The following is a 14,087-nucleotide window of genomic DNA, read 5'->3' as shown; positions in this document are numbered from 1 at the left end:
AACCGGACGGACCGGGCACAGCAGGACACAGCCGTGTGGAGAAGGATTCCGCCGCCGTGCACCGGAACCTGAGTGTGGAGGAGCAGAAGGTCAGGCCAGTCCCCCGTTGGCGTAGACCACCTGGCCGTTGACCCAGCGACCCGGCCCGGCAAGGAAGGCAACGGTTTCGGCGATGTCTTCGGGCTGGCCCAGGCGCCCTGGCGGCGCCGCCTCGGCCAGCCGCTCGACGGTGGCCTCGTCCTTTCCGTCCAGGAACAACGCCGTCGCTGTCGGCCCGGGCGCCACCGCGTTGACCGTGATGTCCCGTCCCCGCAGTTCCCGCGCCAGGATCAGCGTCATCCCTTCCACTGCAGCTTTGCTGGCCACATAGGCGCCGTAGCCGGGGTATTGGGTGCGCCGGACGGTGGTCGAAAAGTTGATGATCGCTCCACCCGGACGGACCCGGCGGGCCGCCTGCTGCGAGACCACGAACGTTCCCCGGATATTCGTGTGGTGCATCCGGTCCAGGTCCGCCAGTTCCAGCTCGGCGATCGGGGCAAGGAGCATGATGCCTGCGGTATTGACGACCACGTCCAGGCCGCCGAACGCTGTCTCGACGGCGTCGAACGCGGCGGCCATCGCGGTCTCGTCCCCCACGTCTCCGCCCACGGCCAAGGCACGTCCGCCCTCGGCGGCAATGTCGGCAACAACACCGTCCGCTGTCGCCCGGTTCCGCGCGTAGTGCACACCCACCGAATAGCCGTTCAACGCGAGCCGTCGGACCACGGCCGCTCCGATCCCGCCGGATCCTCCGGTTACCAGGGCAACCCGTCCCGCAGTATCCATAACGCTCTCCTCGCTGGTCGTGGGCAGGACCTCGGCGTTTTCAACTTCCGGGATACACCAGCGATGCCATATCGCCAAGGGCAGATGAGACGCCCGACCGGAATTTGAGCGGGTCTTGTCGGGAAACTGCGTCATTCCGTAGGGGAACGCTGAGACGGCCCGGACAGGATAGCGACGCTAACGCCCATGTTCGACTCACAAAAAGGACATCATGCAAAACCGCAAGCGAAATACAACCGCTGTCGTGGCAGGATTTGCAGCCTTAGCGGGGCTGTCGATCGTCACCGGTGCACCGGCTTTGGCCACCGCCGCGCCGGCGACCGGGGACACTGTCCCAACCACGTCGCCGAGTGGGTCTCCCTCGGCGGAGGTTTCCGTGACGGAAACAGGAATCTACTTGTACCGGAAGGTAGACGCGCAGAAGCCGGCCGCCTGGGAGAACTCGGGAAAACAAACCTTCCTGGCCAAGCAGCCCGGACACCAGTGGTTCACCGATGTAACGTCCCTGGTCCCCTTGGTTCCATTCGAGGTATGCGGTCCCGGCTGGGCCGTCCAGCAAGACGTACTCGAGTTCGAAGGCACTTATGAGTGGCCGAAGAACCTCCTTTATCCCGAGCCCTTCCCCGGGAACCCGAAGCTAAAGGCCTCCCAGCATCAGGAGCTCGAGGAGGTGATGACGGTTCCCGATTGCGCTTCCACGCCGACGCCGACACCGACACCGACACCGGAGCCTACTAATCCCCCTCCCACGTCGACGCCGACGCCCACCCCCACGGACACCCCGTCCCAGAAGCCGACGCCGACCCCTACGGACACCCCGTCCAGGCCCCCGGCAGGTGCGGTCACGCCGACACCGGCAGCCACTCCGTCGGAAACCCCGGCAGGTTCGGTAACCCCGCCCGGTTCGAACAGCACCACTCCTGCCCCGGGCAGCACCCCGCCGGCCCCGGGCACCACGGACCCCGGGATCCAGGTTGCCGGCAACCCCAGCCCCCGCGTTCCCGATGCCGGGCTCGCCCACACGGGTGCCGGCGGAACGTGGCTTGCCGCGGCCGGCGCAGCCATTCTGGCTGTGGGAGCGGTACTGGTGGTCATTGCCCGCCGCAGGAAAGCCTAAGCCCAAAGGTGTACCCCGGATGCCGTCAGTGCCCGGGGTACACCACCGGCATCGGCTGCAGCGTCACGGATTCCAGCGGCAGGGAAGGCAGGGCGCCCGCAAACCCCCGCGCCAGGGAGATGTGCGGGCGCAGGGTCCCGGCATGCATGAAGTTCGGATTACCGGCCATGAAGGCCGCGGCGTCCCGAATGCCGGCGGCGCCGAGAAAACCAACCAGCTCGGCGTACAGGTCCCGATGCAGCAAGGCGAGTTCCGGCGTCGGCAGGTATTCCACTACCAAGGTCGAGCCGCGCGTACCGAACCCGGCAAACCCCGCCGGCTCCAGCCGGAAGGAAACCGCGGGCAGCAGCGCCTCGGTCCGGGCAACGTACCCGGCGAGCAGCTGCTCGTAGGCGGAACATGAAATACCGGTCTGGGCATTGACGGCCCGGTGCACGTCCAGCACCTTCCCGAAGTGGATCAGCGTCAGGTGCAGCTGCTGCCGCGGCACCAGCCGCGTGCCGGCCGGCAGCGACTGCTGCAGGGACAGCAGGTGTGCCAGTGACGGACCGTCGGGCTGCATTTGTGCGTACAGGCGGAGGTTGGCGTCGAAGCCGCGCCGGGACTCGGGCATGCCGCTAAGTCTAGGCCCGGATTACACCCGCTAGGCTGTCGGGATGGCTTTCGCGATCCCGCTGCTCAGCGACGACATCCTCCTGCTCCGTCCGCACGCCGCCGCCGACCTCGATGCTGTGTATGCACGCTGCATCGACCCCGTGTCGGTCCAGTGGACCACCATTCCGCTGGGCTACACGCCGGAGATGGCGCAGCAGTACCTGGCCGCCATCTCGGTGCCGCAGGAAAACGCCGTGTCCTGGGCGCTCGACGTCGGCGGCAGCTATGCAGGCACCATCGACCTGCGCTTCGAAGGTGCAGCCTCCGGTTCGCTGGGCTTCGTCACGTCGCCGGAATACCGGGGCCGCGGCCTGATGTCCCGCGCGGTCCGGCTGGCAGTGGGGCACGCCTTCGAGGACCTGGACTGGGACGTGGTCACATGGAAGGCGAATGCGGGAAACACCGGCAGCTATAAGACCGTCTGGCGCTGCGGTTTCCCGCCGCCGATCGCGGTGCCGTATCTGCTGAACCACCGCGGAACAATGGTTGAGGGATGGATTTCCAGCCTCGCCCGGAATGACCCAAGGAGCCCATCCGTCAGCTGGGCGAAGGCAGGGGCGGAAGCTACAGTTCGTCGGCCTTCGGCAGTGTGAGGTCGTCGTTGCGGGTCAATTCCTCCACGTTGACGTCCTTGAAGGTGATCACCCGCACGCTTTTGACGAACCGGGCGGACCGGTAGACGTCCCAGACCCACGCGTCCTGCAGCGTGAGGTCGAAGTAGATCTCGCCGTCGGCGGACCGGGCCTGCAGGTCCACGTGGTTGGCCAGGTAAAAGCGCCGCTCGGTTTCCACCACGTAGCTGAAGAGGCCTACGACGTCGCGGTACTCCCGGTACAGCTGGAGCTCCATGTCCGTTTCATAGTTCTCAAGGTCTTCGGCGCTCATGTTCCTATCATCCCCCAACTGTGCTCAAGTCGTCTTCCAGTTCCAGCAACGGTTCCCCCGGGCGGGGCTTGGAGCCCAGCCGCCAGGACATGCGGTGCAGCGGCGTTGGTCCGTGGACGTCGATGGCCGCGCGGTGCGACTCGGTGGCATAACCCTTGTTGATCTCCCACGAATAGTGCGGGTTCGAAGCGGCAAACTCTACCATCATGGCGTCGCGTTCCACCTTCGCCAGCACGCTGGCGGCGGCCACGCTCAGGCACTGCATGTCCGCCTTGATCCGGGTGTGCACGGGTGCGGTGCATCCCGGTGCCGGTTCATCCGGATCGTCGAACAGGCTGCCCTGCCGCTCGGGCGAGAGCCAGTTGTAGTTGCCGTCCAGGAGTACGACGTCGGGACGCAGGGTTGAGCACACCTGGTCCCAGGCGCGCGTTCCGGCCAGGCGAAGGGCGACGGTCAGCCCGTGCAGGTCGATCTCCGCCGCACTGGCATGGCCCACACCCCAGGCCAGGGCCCATTTCCTGATCTGCGGAACCAGCGCGTTCCGGTCCGCCACGGAAAGCAGCTTGCTGTCCCGCACTCCCTTGAGGGAGCGCACGGTAGCCAGGTCCACGGCCACCATCCCTACGGACACCGGTCCGGCCAGGGCGCCGCGGCCTACTTCGTCGCAGCCGGCCAGGATCCGGTGCCCGGAGGCAGCGAACGTGCGCTCATACCGAAGGGTCGGTGGCTTCGCCGTGGAACTCACTTGCTGCCGCTCGGTTCCGGGACATCCTCGAAGACTTCCGAATAGTCGTCAACCCCGCCGACGCGGTTCAGCGGCCAGGCCGTCACTACGGCCTTGCCCTCAATGTCCGCCACGTCTACGAAACCGCCGCCCTCACCGTATTGGTGTTCGCGGGAATCGGCAGAGGCATTGCGGTGGTCCCCCATCACCCAGACCTTGCCCTCGGGGACAACCACGTCAAAGGGGATGTCGGAGGGCGCGGCGCCGGGGTACAGGTAGGGCTCGTCCAAGGGTTCGCCGTTTACGGTGATCCTGCCGTTGGCATCGCAGCAGACCACATGGTCGCCTTCGGTGCCGATGACACGCTTGACCAGGTGCTGCTGGGACTCGTCAGGAAGCAGGCCAACAAAGGTCAGGCCCTCGCGGATCGGATTCGTTGCCTTCTCCGCGGTCTGCGGCAGCCAGCCCTTGGTGTCCTTGAAGACCACGACGTCGCCGCGGTTCAGGTCCATCGGTTCAGGGACCAGAAGGTTCACGAAAATCCGGTCGTTGATTTCCAGCGTCTCTTCCATGGACCCCGAGGGGATGTAAAACGCCCGGAAAAGGAAGGTCTTGATCAGGAAGGACAGCACCAGGGCTATCACCACGATCGTGAGGACTTCACGCAGCCAGGCGCCGAAACCGCGTTTCTTTTCCTTCGGTGCGGCCGAGTGCGCTGCGTGGTCCCGCTGCTCCCCGGAGCCGGGCGTCCCGTCAGGGGACTGGTCCGGTTGCTGCGACATTGCGTTTCCTCTTATTTCTCCGTGTTCCACTCGGCTCCTAAGGATAGCCGGTCAATATTGGTGCCGCGCTCGAGCGGCCAAAGAATTCGCTGGGCCTGTCCGATCACCCGTTCCGTGGAGATCAGGCCGCCGCCGGGAGCTCCCAGCAGGGACCGGGAATCCGCCGAAACGGACCGGTGGTCCCCCATCAGCCACAGCCTGCCTTCGGGAACGACGACGTCGAACCCGTGGTCGCTGGGAGCGTCTCCAGAGTAAACGTACGGCTCGTCCACGGGAGTTCCGTTGATGGTTATCCGCGGATCCCCGTCCGTGCAGCAGCTCACCCTGTCCCCCGCCACACCGATGACCCGTTTCACGTAAACGGTGTCGCTGCCGGCCAGCCCGACCCAGCGCCCCACGGTGACCGCGGCGTCGGCCACTGCCGGACGCCCGCTGTGCAGCGGCGCCAGCGAGCCCCGGCCGTCGAACACCACCACATCGCCGCGCCGGATGTCAGCCGAATCATAGGCGGTGCGGGAGACCAGGATCCGGTCACCGGGTTCCAGCAACGGCTGCATGGAATCCGAGGGGATGTAGAAAACGTCGAACAGGAACGCCCGCACGAGGGCGGCCAGGATCACGGCCGCGGCGAGAGCACATAGCACAAAACGCCAGCCCACAAACCGGGGCCGGCGTTTCGTGTGCTTCGCGGAGGGACCCCCGGAGGCGGATGCTGCAGTCAAGTAAGTTACTTGGCGGGACGGAAGTCGCGCTTTTCCTTGATCTTGGCTGCCTTGCCGCGCAGATCGCGCATGTAGTACAGCTTCGCGCGGCGGACGTCGCCCTTGGAGACAACCTCGAGCTTGTCGATGACCGGGGAGTGTACCGGGAAGGTACGCTCCACGCCGACGCCGAAGCTGACCTTGCGGACCGTGAAGGTCGCGCGGAGGCCGTCGCCCTGGCGCTTGAGCACGAAGCCCTGGAAGACCTGAACACGGGTGTTCTTGCCTTCGATGATGTTTACGTGAACCTTGACCGTGTCACCGGCGCGGAACTCGGGGATGTCCGTACGCAGGGAAGCTGCGTCAACAGAATCTAGGATGTGCATTGTTTATCACTCCTGGTGAACGCCACAGGTCATTCACTTTGGTAACGGCAGCAAGAATGCGCCCCCAAAATGCGGGCTGCACGGATGCTGTCGAAGTTAGTAGACCGGCAGGACCGAGGGTGGAATGCCGGTGTGTACGTATCTGTTGGCCGCGTCCCCCCTGTGGCAGGTACGGACCCAGATGACACAACTCCCCATTTTGCCATACGCATCCGAACGGCACCAATCCGGCGCTGCCGTCAGGCGGGCGGGCAGACCCTGCCGTCACGGATTTCGTAGCCCAGCGCCGCCAAAGTGGCCCGGTCGGCCTTGTCCAGCGAAGCGGCGTCGAGCTTTTCGATCAGATCGGGCCGGCGTGCCGCGGTGCGCCGCAGCTGTTCGTCCCGCCGGAACCGGGCGATCTTGCCGTGGTTGCCGCTGAGCAGGACCTCCGGGACGGCACGATCGCGCCAGGCCGAGGGCTTGGTATAGACCGGGTATTCCAGCAGCCCGTCCGAGTGGGATTCCTCGACAAGGGACTCGGGATTCCCGACGACGCCGGGCACCAGCCTGCCTACGGCCTCGACCATGGCCAGCACCGCGACCTCCCCGCCGTTGAGCACGTAGTCTCCGAGGCTGACGGGACGGACGTCAAAGCGTTCCCCGGCCCATTCCAGCACCCGCTCGTCGATTCCTTCGTAGCGGCCGCAGGCGAAGACGAGGTGCTTCTCCTCGGCCAGCTCGTAGGCCATGGCCTGCGTGAAGACTGCACCGGCCGGCGAGGGGACGATCAGGACCGGCCGCTCGTCGCCGTCGCCCGCAACCGCGTCCAGTGCGGCGGCCCAGGGCTCGGGCTTCATAACCATGCCCGCTCCCCCGCCGTAGGGGGTGTCATCCACGGTACGGTGCCGGTCTGTGGTGAACTCCCGCAGGTCATGCACGGCCAGGTCCAGCAGGCCTTCCTGCCGGGCCTTGCCGATCAGGGACAGCTCAAGGGCTGCCAGGTACTCCGGGAAAATACTGACGACGTCGATGCGCACTTACTGTCCGGCTTCCTTCGTGTCGGCCGGGGCTGCGTCCTTTTTGTCTTCGGGCTTATTCAGCTCGAAGAGCCCCTCCGGCGGAGTGAGCAGGACATAGCCGTCTTCGATATTCACTTCGGGGACAATGGCCTCGACGAACGGTACGAGGATTTCCTCGCCGCGGCCGTCCTCGACCACCAGCAGGTCCTGGACGGTGAGGGTGCGCAGGCCGCTGACGGTGCCGACGACGTCGTCGCCTACCCGTGCCTTCAGGCCCACCAGTTCGTGCTCGTACCAGCCCTCGTCGTCGTCGTCCTCGTCCACCGTTTCGGTGTCGATGAACAGCTTCACGCCGCGCAGTTCCTCTGCGCCGTTGCGGTCCGTGATTTCTTCGAAGCCCAGCAGCAGGATGTCCTTGTTCCAACGCGCACTGATCACCGTCAGCGGGCCCTTGGCGGCCGGCTCTACGGTGAGCTCGGTGCCCGGGACAAAGCGGTCCTCGGGTGCGTCGGTCAGCACCTGGACGGTCACTTCACCGCGGATGCCGTGCGGCTTGCCGATGCGTGCCACCTGTAACTGCATGGATTCTCCTCTATGGGGTTTTCGTCGCCTGGATTGGCCGGCGCCTGAAAAAAATCCGGCCCCTTCACCATTATCTGGTGTCGGGGCCGGATCCTGTGTACTGCTTTACTTCCGGTACTGCAGTGAAGAACTGTTCGCTTCCGCTGCGCCGTCGGTGATCATTTTCAGATCAGCGGCGCCGGTCCGTGTCCACTACGTCCACTCGGACCTGCTCACCGTCGGCAAGGGCTGCGATGACCGTGCGCAGTGCGCGTGCGGTCCGTCCCTGCCTGCCGATGACCCGGCCGAGGTCGTCCTGGTGAACCCGAACCTCGAGGGTTTCCCCACGGCGGTTGCTCTTGGCGGAAACCTTGACGTCCTCAGGACTGTCAACGATTCCGCGCACGAGGTGCTCCAGCGCTTCAGCGAGCAAGTTACTCTGCCTCAGCCTCGGTGGAGGCCTCGGGAGCCTCTTCCTTCTTGACCTTCGGGGTGATGGCCTCGGGGACAATCACGGACTTCTTTTCGGGAACCACGAAGGGCTCCTTCGGGGCCTTGGTACGCAGGGTACCTTCCTGGCCGTCGATGTTCTTGAACTTCTGCCAGTCACCGGTGATCTTCAGCAGTGCTGCGACCTGCTCGGTGGGCTGGGCGCCGACGCCGAGCCAGTACTGCGCACGGTCCGACTTGATGTCGATGTACGACGGCTCTTCGGTCGGACGGTAAAGTCCGATTTCTTCGATGGCACGGCCATCGCGCTTGGCACGGGAATCCATGACAACAACGCGGTAGTGTGCTGAGAACTTCTTGCCAAGGCGCTTAAGGCGAATCTTTACGGCCACTTTTGTGGTCACTCCTGATCTGAAATGGGGCGAACCCGTACTTCTGCTCCCGTGGGGCGGGCCATAACGTTGGGGTTCAAAAGGACAAGATGCATGCACGGAGAGAGGGCCCGCGCAGATCGAGTACCAGACCATTGTGCCAGATGACTTCATCTTTTGCGACTCGCGCGGCCGCAGCGGATATCAGCGGATTTTCAGCCGGCGGCAACACGCAGCCGGTTCCGCCACGGGTCCTCGAAACGCAGCTCGGCCCCGGTGGAGTGGCTGGAAATTCCGGCAACCCGAAGGCGGTCCGCAAGCCCGGCAACGTCGTCGGCGGTTGGAACGGTAATCAGCACCTCGCCCAGGCCCAGCGTGTCGCGGCGCGGTCCGGCGCCGCGGCTGTTCCAGACGTTCATCGCCATGTGGTGGTGGTAGCCGCCGGCGGAGACAAAGAGTGCCTGCCCGTGGAAACCGGCCGTCCGCTCAAAGCCGAGTGTATCGATGTAGAACGCGGCAGCGGTTTCCGTGTCGCCTACCTGCAGGTGAACGTGCCCGACGGCGGCATCGGCGGCCTGGAGTCCATCCAGTGCCGCTTCGGTGAGGTGCTCGCGGAAGTAGGCCTGCGGAGACAGCGGCAATGACGCCATCCGCACTTCCTTGCCGGTCTCCGTCCGGTCCCAGCCCCAGGTTTCGCGCGGCTTGTCATAGTAGAGCTCGATGCCGTTGCCTTCAGGATCGGTGAGGTAGAACGCCTCGCTGACGAGGTGGTCCGCGGAACCGGCAAAGGCCGACGGGTCATACCGGGCCGCGGAGGCAACGGTGGCAGCAAGGTCGGCCTGGGTTTCGAAGAGGACGGCGGTGTGGAACAGTCCTGCCTCGCCGCGGGTGGCCACCTGCAATCCGGGCGCCGGCGCCAGATGCACCACCGGGACGCTTCCCCGCCCCAGATACTGGCCGCCGTCAGCCTCCGCCACTACCTCCAGGCCGAGGGCACCGCGGTAGTAGGCAGAGACCTTTGCGAGGTCGCCCACCTTGAGCATGACCGTGCCCATGGCGAGATCGGCGGGCAGCAGGTCATTTACTTGAAGGTTCATGCAATGAGTTTACTTGAAGCTTCATCTAATCCCAAGTCTCCTGCCCAGGGCGAAGGCGGTGACAATGCAAGGGCCCATTGTCCGGTTCCTTGATGCCTGTTACCGTCGGCTCGGCAATCGGCCGCGGACAAATACAAATGGGGGAATCCGCATGCTGGGCGCAAAGCGACACAACCGGATACTCGCCGACTACGACATTGGGCTGGAACGGGGATGAGCCAGTCAACGGTCCAACGAAAGCGGAAACCGTCCGGCGGAAGCAGGAAACCGTCCGGCGGAAGAACAAAGCGCAGAGTGCTGGGGGTCGTCACCGGCATCGGCGTCGTGTTGGCGGGCTCGGCGTGGCCATGGTGGCCTTGAACCTGTTCGTCTTCTCCAATACCTACAATCCGTCGTCGTGGGATGATGACGTCCCGGTTCCGGAAGGGCTCCTCCCCCTCTCCTCTTCCGAGATCGACGAACTCGCCGTCCTTTCCTCCGTCCCCGGGGTTCTGTTCCTGCTCGCGATGTGCTTCATCTTCACCGGACGGGTCCTGCGCGGCCAAGTGAGCACGACGACCCCCAAAGGCCTGGAGGGCGGAACGGTCGTCTCCGTCAACACCTATCTCTCCCCACGGGCCCATCTGGCGTGGCTGGGTGCGGCGCTGGCCTTCTGGATCGTCCTTATTCCAGTTCCTGTCGTGCTGTCCCTTGGGGACGGCTGGCCGGAGACCGTCAGCGACGTGGTGCGGGACCAGGTCTGGGTCAATCTGGTGCTCTACGGCGGCCTCGCGGCGGCAATCGCCGGCACCCTTCTCGTCTCCCACCTCAAGAAACAGCACTATCTGGCGCTGGCTGCCGCCGATAACCTCCGGCTGGATGAGCCGCAGCGCGGAATCTGGCGCTGGCTCACGTTCCGCTGGCGCTTCGACCTGTGGCTCGGAGGACTCGGAGGAGCATTCGTCGGCGCCTCGCTGCCCGCCCTGGCCTACGACCACCCCGCTGCCCTGGTGATCCTCCTGGCCATCGGCGCCGTGCCCATGGTCCTCGGGGTGCTGCTGGCACGGCAGTACTGGCGGGCAAAGCTGCCCCTGGGGCTGGCCGAATCCTTCGCCTAGGGTGTCCCGGACGACGACGGCGGCCGGGACGCCGGGCCCTGCCGCTTGAGCAGGTCCCGGCGCATGGCGACCCGCTCCCCCAGGGCATCCAGGCCGAGCTGCCTTTCGTGGGTCCGGAGTGCGGCAAGCCCGCCGACGGGATGGGTCACGATCTCGAAGCCGCAGCTGGCGTAGAACGGGGCGTTGAACGGCACCTCGGCAAAGGTGCACAGCGTCAGCGAGGTGTAGCCCCGCTGCCGCGCCCAGCCGAGGGCAGCCTCCACCAGCGCCCGTCCCACTCCCGCCCCGGCGGCACCGGGGTGTACCGAAAGCTGCTCCAGGTGGGCCTGTCCGTCAACCTCCTTCAGGCGGGCGAATCCCACGGGCGGATTGCCCGCAACCAGAATGTGGAGGGAAGCTGCGAGCTCCGGAACGGTGGCCGGCGGCGGCAGCTTCCCGGAGCCTGCGGGCAGCATCCCGTCCAGCAGCGTGTCGGATGCTTGCTCCAACGCGGGGAGGACGGGAAGATCTTCGGGGCCGGCGCTCCGGATGGACGGTCCACCCATCAGCTGGCCGGCATCCGGCTGACAGAGGCCAGGAACTCCCGGATCGCCTGCCGCCCGGCATCCGTGTCCTGCGGACGGTGGTTCCCGCCGACCTGCCGGTGCTCGGCTCCCGTCGAGACCAGGAAATCCGCCACCTCTTCATACAGCGGTTCCCATCCGCCGGTAAGGACCAGCGTGGGGACACCCGGGACAATGTCCAGCGGAGCGTCGTCAAAGAGGGGCTGCAGCAGGTTGCGGTGAGCCGTCGTGGCCGGCAGGTCGCGGGTCAGGGAGAAGACCGCAGGCTCACACAGGACCAGGGAAAAGACCCGAGCCGGATCGCGGAGTGCCGCCAGCATGGCCGGAACCGCACCGGCCGCATGCGCCACCAGGTGCCCTCCGTCGGCCAGTTCCTTCCGGATCAGGGCGATGTCCGCTTCCAGGTCCGGAGGCAGCGGATCGGCGACGGCGTCATAGCCGTGGCGCCGAAGGAACAGGCAGTCATAGTCGAGGGCGAGCCCGTGCTGCCGGGGCCAGGCGGCCGCGCCGAAACTGCCGGCGCCGTGCACAAACACCACTCGTTCCCGAGGCAAACCCACTCCTAATGTCCAAGAATTCCGGAGAAGCCCTCCAGCGGCGGCATCATCCTGCGGAGCGACGGCACGGCGACCGGCCCCGCGGAAACAGGTGCACCGTTCACGAGTTCCACCATGGTGCCCAGTTCCAGTGCTTCCAGCGCGGCTCCCCACTCCCCGCCATGCCCCTCGTCCAGTCCCGAACCGCAATCCGCCAGGGGAATGAATCCGGCCTCCCACTCCCCGCCTGCTCCGGTAAAGGACGTCACGGACGTGGACAATATGCCGCCGTCGAACAGGAAATCGATCGAGTCCGCCTGTCCCTGGGTGCCCTGCACGTAGTCCAGCACCAGCACGCGGCCGACATTGAACTCGGGATCCAGGGTTGCACGGGCAATGCGGCGGGCGGCGGAGCGTGGATCCTCCCCGCCCTTCACCACTCCTCCCGGCAGCTCCCAGGCGTTGCCGTTACGCAGCATCAGCACGCGGCCGTCGCTGGTGCGGATCAGGACCCGTACGGTGATGCTGCGTCGGAAGACCGACCCGTAAAAGCCGCTCAGCCCCTGTGCCGCCATGCTGGTCCCTTCCTCTGCTGCCGAACTTCGGCGCTGCGCCGTGAAGGCGCGCATCCGCCATTAAACACACAACGCCGGACTCCGAGTCCGGCGTTGTGCGGGGTGCGGTACAGGCCCTACTTACCGAGGAACTTGTCGAAGCCCTTGGGCAGGTTCAGCGAGGACGGGTCGAAGTCCGCCTCCTGGCCGCCGAACGCACTGCCGGTGGGCAGGGCCTGCCGGGCTCCGGCACGCCGGGCCTCCGCCTCTGCCCGTTCCTGGGCGGCCTTGGCCGGGTTGCCCGACTTGGCCTTCTTCTTGCCCTTGGCTGCCTGCTGCTTCTTGCGCGCACCGCCGAACCCGCCGGGTCCTGCCATGCCGGGCATGCCCGGAATGCCGCCGCCGGCAGCCATCTTCTTCATCATCTTCTGCGCCTGCACGAAACGCTCGAGCAGGCCGTTGACCTCGGAGACGTGGACGCCGGAACCGCGGGCGATGCGGGCGCGCCGGGATCCGTTGATGATCTTGGGTGCTACCCGCTCGTGCGGGGTCATGGAGCGGACAATCGCTTCCACCCGGTCGATTTCGCGTTCGTCGAAGTTCTCCAGCTGCTCACGCATGCCGGCGGCGCCGGGCATCATCATGAGCATCTTCTTCATGGAGCCCATCTTGCGGATCTGCTGCATCTGGGCGAGGAAGTCGTCGAGGGTGAAGTCTTCCTGGTCGGCGAACTTCTTCGCCATCCGGTTGGCTTCGTCCTTGTCCCAGCTCTGCTCGGCCTGCTCGATCAGGGTCAGGACGTCGCCGAGGTCCAGGATGCGGCTGGCCATGCGGTCCGGGTGGAAGACCTCGAAGTCGGTCAGGCCCTCGCCGGTGGAGGCGAACATGATGGGCTTGCCGGTCACCGACGCCACGGACAGTGCGGCACCGCCGCGGGCATCGCCGTCGAGCTTGGTGAGGACCACGCCGGTGAAGTTGACGCCCTCATTGAAGGCCTGCGCCGTGTTCACGGCGTCCTGGCCGATCATGGCGTCAATGACGAACAGGACTTCGTCCGGGTTGATCGCGGCGCGGATGTCCGCGGCCTGCTGCATCAGTTCGGCATCCACGCCCAAGCGGCCGGCGGTATCGACAATGACGACGTCGTAAAGCTTGGTGCGTGCTTCCTCGATGCCCTGGCGGGCGACGGCGACCGGGTCGCCGGTGGCTGCCTCGAACTCGGAGGAAACACCGGGGTGCGGTGCGTAGACGGGGACGCCGGCGCGTTCGCCGTTGACCTGCAGCTGGCGGACGGCGTTGGGTCGCTGCAGGTCCGCTGCGACCAGCAGCGGGCTGTGGCCCTGGGACTTCAGGTGCTTGGAGAGCTTGCCGGCGAGGGTGGTCTTACCGGCACCCTGCAGGCCCGCGAGCATGATGACCGTGGGCGGGTTCTTCGCCAGGCGCAGCCGGCGGGTCTCGCCGCCGAGGATGCCCTTGAGCTCCTCGTTGACGATCTTGACGACCTGCTGGCCCGGGTTCAGCGCCTGCGAAACCTCCAGGCCGAGGGCGCGTTCCTTGACGGAAGCGGTGAAGGCGCGCACCACCGGAACGGCGACGTCGGCGTCCAGCAGGGCGCGGCGGATCTCGCGAACGGTGGCATCGACGTCGGCCTCGGTGAGCCGGCCCTTGCCGCGGAGATTCTTGAAGGTTGAAGTCAACCGGTCAGACAGTGAATTGAACACGTGCCGCGCACTTCTTTCGTCAGTTCTTCGCCATGTTTGGCAGGCCCAGCTGTTAAGGGTAC

The 14,087-nt window shown here is 65.9% G+C and carries 19 protein-coding genes; 3 read left to right on the top strand and 16 right to left on the bottom strand.

The features are described from left to right. Positions 1-90: 90 nt before the first annotated feature. The gene (locus NNX35_RS06990) at positions 91-825 is read right to left on the bottom strand and encodes an SDR family oxidoreductase (protein WP_255867360.1); all 735 of its coding nucleotides are present in this window, start codon (positions 823-825) and stop codon (positions 91-93) included. Between the two features lie 211 nt (positions 826-1,036). On the opposite strand from NNX35_RS06990, the gene NNX35_RS16170 reads away from it, so the two are divergent. Next, entirely contained in the window at positions 1,037-1,942 is a 906-nt protein-coding gene (locus NNX35_RS16170; RefSeq protein WP_370646983.1) for an LPXTG cell wall anchor domain-containing protein, read from the top strand. A 25-nt stretch (positions 1,943-1,967) separates the two neighbouring features. Here NNX35_RS16170 and NNX35_RS06980 read toward each other — a convergent pair whose 3' ends face one another. Continuing rightward, positions 1,968-2,555 carry a 2'-5' RNA ligase family protein gene (locus tag NNX35_RS06980; RefSeq protein ID WP_255867359.1) on the bottom strand — a complete coding sequence of 196 codons (588 nt, stop codon included), beginning with the start codon at positions 2,553-2,555 and terminating at the stop codon, positions 1,968-1,970. Positions 2,556-2,598: 43 nt separating this feature from the next. Here NNX35_RS06980 and NNX35_RS06975 point away from each other — a divergent pair, with 43 nt between their 5' ends. After that, positions 2,599-3,189 carry a GNAT family N-acetyltransferase gene (locus tag NNX35_RS06975; protein WP_255766516.1) on the top strand — a complete coding sequence of 197 codons (591 nt, stop codon included), beginning with the start codon at positions 2,599-2,601 and terminating at the stop codon, positions 3,187-3,189. Here the strand turns inward: NNX35_RS06975 and NNX35_RS06970 are convergent. The 10 genes from NNX35_RS06970 to NNX35_RS06925 all read right to left on the bottom strand — a co-directional run bounded on the left by NNX35_RS06970 (position 3,161) and on the right by NNX35_RS06925 (position 9,554). Continuing rightward, the gene (locus tag NNX35_RS06970) at positions 3,161-3,481 is read right to left on the bottom strand and encodes a DUF2469 domain-containing protein (RefSeq protein WP_227901490.1); all 321 of its coding nucleotides are present in this window, start codon (positions 3,479-3,481) and stop codon (positions 3,161-3,163) included. The two genes, NNX35_RS06975 and NNX35_RS06970, sit on opposite strands and share 29 nt — an antisense overlap. A 7-nt stretch (positions 3,482-3,488) precedes the next feature. Beyond that, positions 3,489-4,226, bottom strand: a complete 738-nt coding sequence (locus NNX35_RS06965; RefSeq protein WP_255867358.1) for a ribonuclease HII — start codon at positions 4,224-4,226, stop codon at positions 3,489-3,491. Further along, positions 4,223-4,987 carry a signal peptidase I gene (lepB, locus tag NNX35_RS06960; RefSeq protein ID WP_255766521.1) on the bottom strand — a complete coding sequence of 255 codons (765 nt, stop codon included), beginning with the start codon at positions 4,985-4,987 and terminating at the stop codon, positions 4,223-4,225. Before lepB (NNX35_RS06960) ends, NNX35_RS06965 begins: the two co-directional genes overlap by 4 nt. A gap of 11 nt (positions 4,988-4,998) precedes the next feature. Next, the gene (gene lepB / locus NNX35_RS06955; RefSeq protein WP_255766522.1) at positions 4,999-5,709 is read right to left on the bottom strand and encodes a signal peptidase I; all 711 of its coding nucleotides are present in this window, start codon (positions 5,707-5,709) and stop codon (positions 4,999-5,001) included. Between the two features lie 5 nt (positions 5,710-5,714). Continuing rightward, positions 5,715-6,074 carry a 50S ribosomal protein L19 gene (gene rplS / locus NNX35_RS06950; RefSeq protein ID WP_146364401.1) on the bottom strand — a complete coding sequence of 120 codons (360 nt, stop codon included), beginning with the start codon at positions 6,072-6,074 and terminating at the stop codon, positions 5,715-5,717. 239 nt (positions 6,075-6,313) lie between these two features. After that, positions 6,314-7,093 carry a tRNA (guanosine(37)-N1)-methyltransferase TrmD gene (gene trmD, locus NNX35_RS06945; RefSeq protein WP_255867357.1) on the bottom strand — a complete coding sequence of 260 codons (780 nt, stop codon included), beginning with the start codon at positions 7,091-7,093 and terminating at the stop codon, positions 6,314-6,316. Continuing rightward, positions 7,094-7,657 (bottom strand): ribosome maturation factor RimM, encoded by a 564-nt coding sequence (gene rimM / locus NNX35_RS06940; RefSeq protein WP_255766524.1) that lies wholly within the window; start codon positions 7,655-7,657, stop codon positions 7,094-7,096. Between the two features lie 169 nt (positions 7,658-7,826). Then, positions 7,827-8,069, bottom strand: coding sequence for an RNA-binding protein (locus NNX35_RS06935; RefSeq protein ID WP_255766526.1), 243 nt, complete (start codon positions 8,067-8,069; stop codon positions 7,827-7,829). Position 8,070: 1 nt separating this feature from the next. Next, positions 8,071-8,478, bottom strand: coding sequence for a 30S ribosomal protein S16 (gene rpsP, locus NNX35_RS06930; protein ID WP_255867356.1), 408 nt, complete (start codon positions 8,476-8,478; stop codon positions 8,071-8,073). A 194-nt stretch (positions 8,479-8,672) separates the two neighbouring features. Beyond that, entirely contained in the window at positions 8,673-9,554 is an 882-nt protein-coding gene (locus NNX35_RS06925) for a VOC family protein (RefSeq protein WP_255867355.1), read from the bottom strand. A 347-nt stretch (positions 9,555-9,901) separates the two neighbouring features. Here NNX35_RS06925 and NNX35_RS06920 point away from each other — a divergent pair, with 347 nt between their 5' ends. Then, the gene (locus tag NNX35_RS06920; RefSeq protein ID WP_255867354.1) at positions 9,902-10,651 is read left to right on the top strand and encodes a hypothetical protein; all 750 of its coding nucleotides are present in this window, start codon (positions 9,902-9,904) and stop codon (positions 10,649-10,651) included. Here NNX35_RS06920 and NNX35_RS06915 read toward each other — a convergent pair. The 4 genes from NNX35_RS06915 to ffh form a co-directional block, all read right to left on the bottom strand. After that, positions 10,648-11,139, bottom strand: coding sequence for a GNAT family N-acetyltransferase (locus NNX35_RS06915; protein ID WP_255867353.1), 492 nt, complete (start codon positions 11,137-11,139; stop codon positions 10,648-10,650). The two genes, NNX35_RS06920 and NNX35_RS06915, sit on opposite strands and share 4 nt — an antisense overlap. Before the next feature lie 56 nt (positions 11,140-11,195). Beyond that, entirely contained in the window at positions 11,196-11,768 is a 573-nt protein-coding gene (locus NNX35_RS06910; protein ID WP_255867352.1) for an alpha/beta fold hydrolase, read from the bottom strand. 8 nt (positions 11,769-11,776) lie between these two features. Further along, positions 11,777-12,325, bottom strand: coding sequence for an NUDIX domain-containing protein (locus NNX35_RS06905; protein WP_255867351.1), 549 nt, complete (start codon positions 12,323-12,325; stop codon positions 11,777-11,779). Positions 12,326-12,441: 116 nt separating this feature from the next. Then, positions 12,442-14,025 carry a signal recognition particle protein gene (ffh, locus tag NNX35_RS06900; protein ID WP_229951593.1) on the bottom strand — a complete coding sequence of 528 codons (1,584 nt, stop codon included), beginning with the start codon at positions 14,023-14,025 and terminating at the stop codon, positions 12,442-12,444. Between the last annotated feature and the right edge of the window lie 62 nt (positions 14,026-14,087).

It is taken from the genome of Arthrobacter sp. zg-Y844 (genome assembly GCF_024385465.1).
In the GTDB taxonomy this organism is placed as follows: Bacteria; Actinomycetota; Actinomycetes; order Actinomycetales; family Micrococcaceae; genus Arthrobacter_B.
Note: the sequence above shows the minus strand (reverse complement) of the source record. Positions and strands in the feature narration are given on the sequence as shown.